Origin of the sequence: uncultured Brachyspira sp., assembly GCF_934747485.1 — a bacterium.
Classification (GTDB): domain Bacteria; phylum Spirochaetota; class Brachyspiria; order Brachyspirales; family Brachyspiraceae; genus Brachyspira.
Genome location: NZ_CAKVGN010000107.1, coordinates 1 through 5,709, shown reverse-complemented (window position 1 = coordinate 5,709; position 5,709 = coordinate 1). Strand labels below are relative to the sequence as shown.

The following is a 5,709-nucleotide window of genomic DNA, read 5'->3' as shown; positions in this document are numbered from 1 at the left end:
AATTATGATACACCTATGCTATACTTTAAGAAATTAAGGAATTCCTAACTGCAATATGTCTGGCTCCTGTGCAACAACGCAAACTATATAGTAACTGATGAAGATATTATTTTAGAAAATACTTATGATTTTAATAGTAGTATAGAAATTAAAGAAATTCGCCGCAACTACCTCAGATGGAGAGATAGAGAGTATCCTAACGTAGATTTTGAAGAGGATTCAAAAGATTTATATGTGAGATTAATAATAATATTTACGATGGGATGTGCTATTATAGGTGTTTTGATAGAGATACTATTTTTTAAAAACGGTTCTTATAAATATTATATTATTGTACTTGCTTTAATTATTATAATAAGTTCGGTTATTATTTATAAAATACATGAAAACTTGGCTATTCTTAATATGAGTGGAAGTATAGAGAGCATAGTAGAATTATTAGTTTTCTTTTTAGGCGGTGTAGTATCTTTTGTAGTATTATTAATTAGCAAACACCTTAGGGATAATAAAAAGAGTGAATAGTTTTTATTATATAATTCACCCTACACACGCTAAACTCGTTATGAAAAATAAATAAATTAAAATTATTAAAATACTTTATTTTTTAGTTTTATTTTGCGTGCGTAAAATAATTTTTATTTTTTATTTTTAATTCTTATAATCACATAACTAATTATAATAACAAATAATTACAGCATCTTTTAATGTAATATCTCCAAATAAAACCATAGTAAAAATATTTGAAGGTCCTAAAATAGTTTCAATAATGTCTTTTTGAATTAATAAAGTTGATTTCAAATTATTAGTATAATTATTTGTTTTATTGCTTATAGAGGCATCATTTATGATTGGTGGAGCATTAAAAAACGCTGCATATAAAAGTATAAGAAAAAATACAAAAGCAACAAGTAATGTCTTTTTTATGTTATCTTCATTCAAATTAAATAATGCCGTTATAATGCCAATAGCTATAAATATATATTCATAAGTGTTTTCAATATTTTTTATTATAAAAAAGCCTGATATTCCAAAAAATCCTATTGCCAATATTATAGCTATTGCCAAACCTATTACACTATCACCATCTCCTACTGTTTCACCAATTCCTTTAATTAAAAGTAATATTAAAAATACTATTATAAAAGAGCATAAAAATAATGCTGCTATTCTAAATAAATCATTTTCTGGTATATTGATTTTGTATATTAAATTAAAAATAATATCTTTCATAAATATTTCTTATATCTCCTTTATAACTAAATGCTAACAATAAACCTAATATAATTCCTACTGCTATACTTAAATATTCTTTGGAAGTTATAATATTATCTTTTAACATAAGAAAATCAAATATAGTAATTCCAATACATAAAAATGAAAGAAAATTAATTATTAGCTCATTTTTATTTAATCTTTCTTTTTTTATTTTACGAATTGCTAAAACACCAAACTGAGCCGATGAAAAACTAAGAAAAAAGATAATCGTAACTCTAAAAAATAAGCTCTCTGGAATACATTCAAATTTTCTGTAATGAATACGGTTAGGAGCTATAAAATTTATAATAGAATTAAGTAAATCATATTCTTTATTTTCATTAATAAAATCATATTTTTTAGAATATTTAGCCATTGTTTTTGATTTATTTTTTACTACATCATACTTCGTTAATATTGTAGTGGAATTAATAATAAAGAATATCAATCCTATAATTATTGCCATAGTAGGTACAATAAGAAGAATGGCTTTTATATAAATATTTTCTTCTTTATGTTTTCTTATCATAATTGCCTTATATTTTACTCTATATATTTATGAATATTTTTCTAAGAAAGTATCTAGTATTTTTCTAAAAATTATTGCACTAAATGCTAAATATTCTATTTTACTTTTAGCATTAATAACGCATAAAACTGTTATAGTAATAACATTTGCAAATAAAAAAAGTGTGAATAGCAAACCTTTTTTATCCTCTTTCATTGTTCTGTAGAATTTCTTAATTTCATTCTTTGTATTTGGTATAATACCTGTAAATATAGCCAATATAGCATATAGCAAAGAAACTCTCATAAATATAGTATTAAAAAAAGCTTTTGCCGTATAATATCTTATAAAGAAACTATTTTTTATATACGTTATCAAGTTCACTTTTTTTTCTTCTTTTGATATATTTTTTAAATAAGTTGTTTCTAAATCATTTTTTATATTTATTTCTACTTCTTTTGCAAATCCTATATTTGTATCTCTGTAAGAAAATAATATGATAAGAGCAGGAGGTATTATAATAGGTGAAAACAAAAATATTGCAAAAATTATTATAGATTTTGCAGATTCTTTTTTACTCATTTTTAAGCCTTTATAGATATTATGGTTAGAAAAAATATAAAGACAATACTTTTTTATTTATTATAATATAGACTTTTATATAGAAAATAAAACCGTATTGTGTAAATTACAATGCTAAATTTATATCAGCATAATTTTACTTTTCCATAATCCTCGTCATTATATTATTATATATACCTTTTTTGTCAATACGGTATAGCTGTTTAGGTATATACTAAAAATTTTTAAGTCTGTCAATTTTTTATTCAACTTTTTCCCGCCGCAAAAAGTTGCAAAAAGTGCAGATATAAAATTTATACTAAATCATACTAATTTTGTTTTACATGCGATATAAATTATTAATTTAAGATAATTTTCTAATTATAATATAGGCTATAAAACCGAAAATCACTCCGCTGAAAGCTAAATATTCTCTATTACTTTCCATATATATTACTGTTACTATTAAAATGAATGCAATTAATGCCAGAGTAATCAACCCTACTAATATTGTTCCTATAGTCTCTCTAATATCTTCTTTTATTTTTATCTCTTCATTATAATATTTTTGAGCTATAAGTGCGGTAATTGCAAGCGATAATATATAAGTCAGTCCATATACAATTAATACTCTTATACCAAGAATTTTCAAATCCACTTTTGAGCTGCTATATTTAGATGATGAAGTTCCTCTTAATAATAATGTTATTATTTTTTGAAGTAGTTCTTCTTTGTCAAAATTTGCTGCATTAGTTTGTTTATTATTATCTATTATTTCTTTATCATTATATATTATTTCTTTTTTTTCTTGTATATTTTTATCAGCCATAGCAAAAAATGATATTGCAGTAGATGGTATAATTAAAGATAAGAAGAGATATAGTATAAGAACTATTACATTATCTTTGCTATCATTTTTTTCTTTTTAATCTTCATTTTTATTTAACTATTCTTTAATTAAAATTATTTTATCATATATAGTTTTCAATTCTAATATATAGACACTTTTTGTCAATGTAAATATATGTTTATAGAATTCTTAACGCACGCTGAATGCCTCTCTCTATATATAATCAAAATAATATTTATAATTAGTTCTTTTTTATAATTTAGTTTAACGTGCGGCAGCATGAATTTTGATAAAAAAATTATGGAGTACTTTAAAAAACTCTAAAATATATTTATTTTGTGAACTGTAATATATGTTTTATATGTATCATTATCTATACAAATATTATTGTTACTGCATTAGTAACAATAAATTCTTTAAATTTTATATTGATTTATATACCATATAAATTTATTTTTTAAAAAACAAAAAAGGAGAGATTGTATGAAAGCTATACAAATTAAAAAATATTCAAAAGATATAAATGTAGAAGTTGCAAATATTCCTATTCCTAATATTTCTGACAATGAAATATTAATTAAAGTAAAAGCTGCGGCAGTAAATCCTCTTGAAATATTAATATTAACGGGTTCTGTAAGACTTATACAGGATTATAAAATGCCATTAACATTAGGAAATGAATGTTCTGGAGTAGTTGAAAGTGTAGGCAAGAATGTAACCGATTTCAAAGTTGGAGATAAAGTTTACACTCGTTTGCCTATATCAAAAATAGGGGCTTTTGCTGAATATGTTGCAGTAGATAGTAAATTTGTATCACTTATGCCTAAAGATTATGATTTTATTACATCTGCAGCAATACCACTTACAGCTCTCACAGCTTATCAAGCATTTACTGAAGAATTGGAAGCTAAACAAGGAGAAAGTGTTTTAATAACAGGAGGTTCTGGAAGTTTTGGCGAGCTTGCTGTTCCAATTGCAAAATATTTGGGGTTAAATGTTATAGTTTCTGGTAATGAAAGATTAAGAGAACATTTTATTAATTTGGGTGTTGATAAATATATTAGTTATAATAAAGAAAATTACTCAGAATTCGTTTCAAATGTTGATTATGTAATAGATACACTTGGAGCAAATGAATTTGACAAAGAATTATCTGTATTAAAAAAAGGAGGTCGACTTTTAAGTTTAAGAACTAGTCCAAATAAAAAGTTTGCTGAAGATAATAAACTTTCTTTCTTCAAAAAATTATTATTTTCTCTCGCTGGTTCTAAATATGATAAAAAAGCAATGAAAGAGCAAAAAGAATATCGTTTTATGTTTGTACGTGCTGATGGAGCACAGCTTAATAAAATCACAAAAATTGTAGAAGATAAAAATATAAAACCAAAAATATATTCTACAGTATTTAATATAGATAATGCCTCAGAAGCTTTAAAAACTGTTATAAAAAAACATACAGACGGAAAAATAATAATATCTATGTAATTAGCTTTATATTACTTTTACGCACGGTATGCAGATTTTATAAATAATTGAATTTATAATTTAAAATAATCAAATATTTATAATTTCACTATTCGTGCGGTAATAAGCTTTATAAATTTAAATAAATTCAGGGTGGGTATTAAAATAGCAGTGTAAAATCAAAAATAAAAACAATATAAAAACAACTTATAAAAGCCAAAAATTAAAGGGTGGGCAGATGTAATTTAAATTTTAAAACTTTATTTACATACCCCGCCCTTTATTTTTTATAGTCTATTTTGCAATTATAATTTTATTTTCCATTTTATTTAATTAGAATTTTCAGCACCCGCCCAAGTTTTAATTAAATTAAGAATTATCATTAGTCTTATCATAAATAATATTTAGCTTAGACTGCAATGTAACAACAGAATATATATATCCAAAAGGAATTAAAAAAAACAATGCCAAGACAACAGCATTCTCTCCATAACTATCAATATCAGATTTTTTATACATATCATTAAAAACAATATTTCCATATTTATAAAACCAATATATGTCAAATAATCCGCAAGTTATTATTGATAATATACAAGCCAATGTGGGAGACATGTATTCATTTTCCATATATGTATTAATATCTTTTGTTGTAACAGTAATCCAATAAATCACATATAACCTGCATGTAATTAATGATAACAAAGCAACATTTAATAATGGTTTATTTTCTATTTTCATAGATACCTTTAAAAGATTTTTTATTTTAAGTTTAAATAAAAAAACGTATAAGTCAATAATTAGTTTTATATATAAACAGTTATATTTTGTTAATTCATATATTTTTATAAATGTATTATTGGATTTTTTATTTGGTTAAGAAAGCAGCATCAATAACAAAATATTTGTTTTTGGAATTATAAAAAACATTAAATAAAAAATTAATAAATACTTAAAATTAATATTATTAACTCTATGCACACAATAAAATTAAAATTGCACAGGAGCCAGACATATTGCAGTTAGGAATTCCTTAATTTCTTAAAGTATAGCATAGGTGTATCATAATTTA

6 protein-coding genes and 1 pseudogene are annotated in these 5,709 nt (G+C 23.3%); 2 read left to right on the top strand and 5 right to left on the bottom strand.

The window, feature by feature from the left end:
- Positions 1–75: 75 nt before the first annotated feature.
- Positions 76–522: pseudogene (locus tag Q0H31_RS12810) on the top strand (hypothetical protein); the annotation flags it as partial.
- A gap of 147 nt (positions 523–669) precedes the next feature.
- Here Q0H31_RS12810 and Q0H31_RS12805 read toward each other — a convergent pair.
- The 4 genes from Q0H31_RS12805 to Q0H31_RS12790 all read right to left on the bottom strand — a co-directional run bounded on the left by Q0H31_RS12805 (position 670) and on the right by Q0H31_RS12790 (position 3,152).
- A complete protein-coding gene (locus Q0H31_RS12805) occupies positions 670–1,230 on the bottom strand; it encodes a hypothetical protein (protein WP_295298792.1) in 561 nt (186 codons plus the stop codon).
- Positions 1,211–1,783, bottom strand: coding sequence for a hypothetical protein (locus Q0H31_RS12800; RefSeq protein ID WP_295298790.1), 573 nt, complete (start codon positions 1,781–1,783; stop codon positions 1,211–1,213). Before Q0H31_RS12800 ends, Q0H31_RS12805 begins: the two co-directional genes overlap by 20 nt.
- A 27-nt stretch (positions 1,784–1,810) precedes the next feature.
- Positions 1,811–2,344, bottom strand: a complete 534-nt coding sequence (locus Q0H31_RS12795) for a hypothetical protein (RefSeq protein ID WP_295298788.1) — start codon at positions 2,342–2,344, stop codon at positions 1,811–1,813.
- Between the two features lie 343 nt (positions 2,345–2,687).
- Complete coding sequence (locus tag Q0H31_RS12790; protein ID WP_295298786.1) at positions 2,688–3,152, bottom strand: hypothetical protein; 465 nt, start codon at positions 3,150–3,152, stop codon at positions 2,688–2,690.
- A gap of 504 nt (positions 3,153–3,656) precedes the next feature.
- On the opposite strand from Q0H31_RS12790, the gene Q0H31_RS12785 reads away from it, so the two are divergent.
- The gene (locus tag Q0H31_RS12785) at positions 3,657–4,658 is read left to right on the top strand and encodes an NADP-dependent oxidoreductase (RefSeq protein WP_295298784.1); all 1,002 of its coding nucleotides are present in this window, start codon (positions 3,657–3,659) and stop codon (positions 4,656–4,658) included.
- A gap of 348 nt (positions 4,659–5,006) precedes the next feature.
- Here Q0H31_RS12785 and Q0H31_RS12780 read toward each other — a convergent pair whose 3' ends face one another.
- Positions 5,007–5,378, bottom strand: coding sequence for a DUF4234 domain-containing protein (locus tag Q0H31_RS12780; protein ID WP_295298782.1), 372 nt, complete (start codon positions 5,376–5,378; stop codon positions 5,007–5,009).
- Positions 5,379–5,709: the final 331 nt, after the last annotated feature.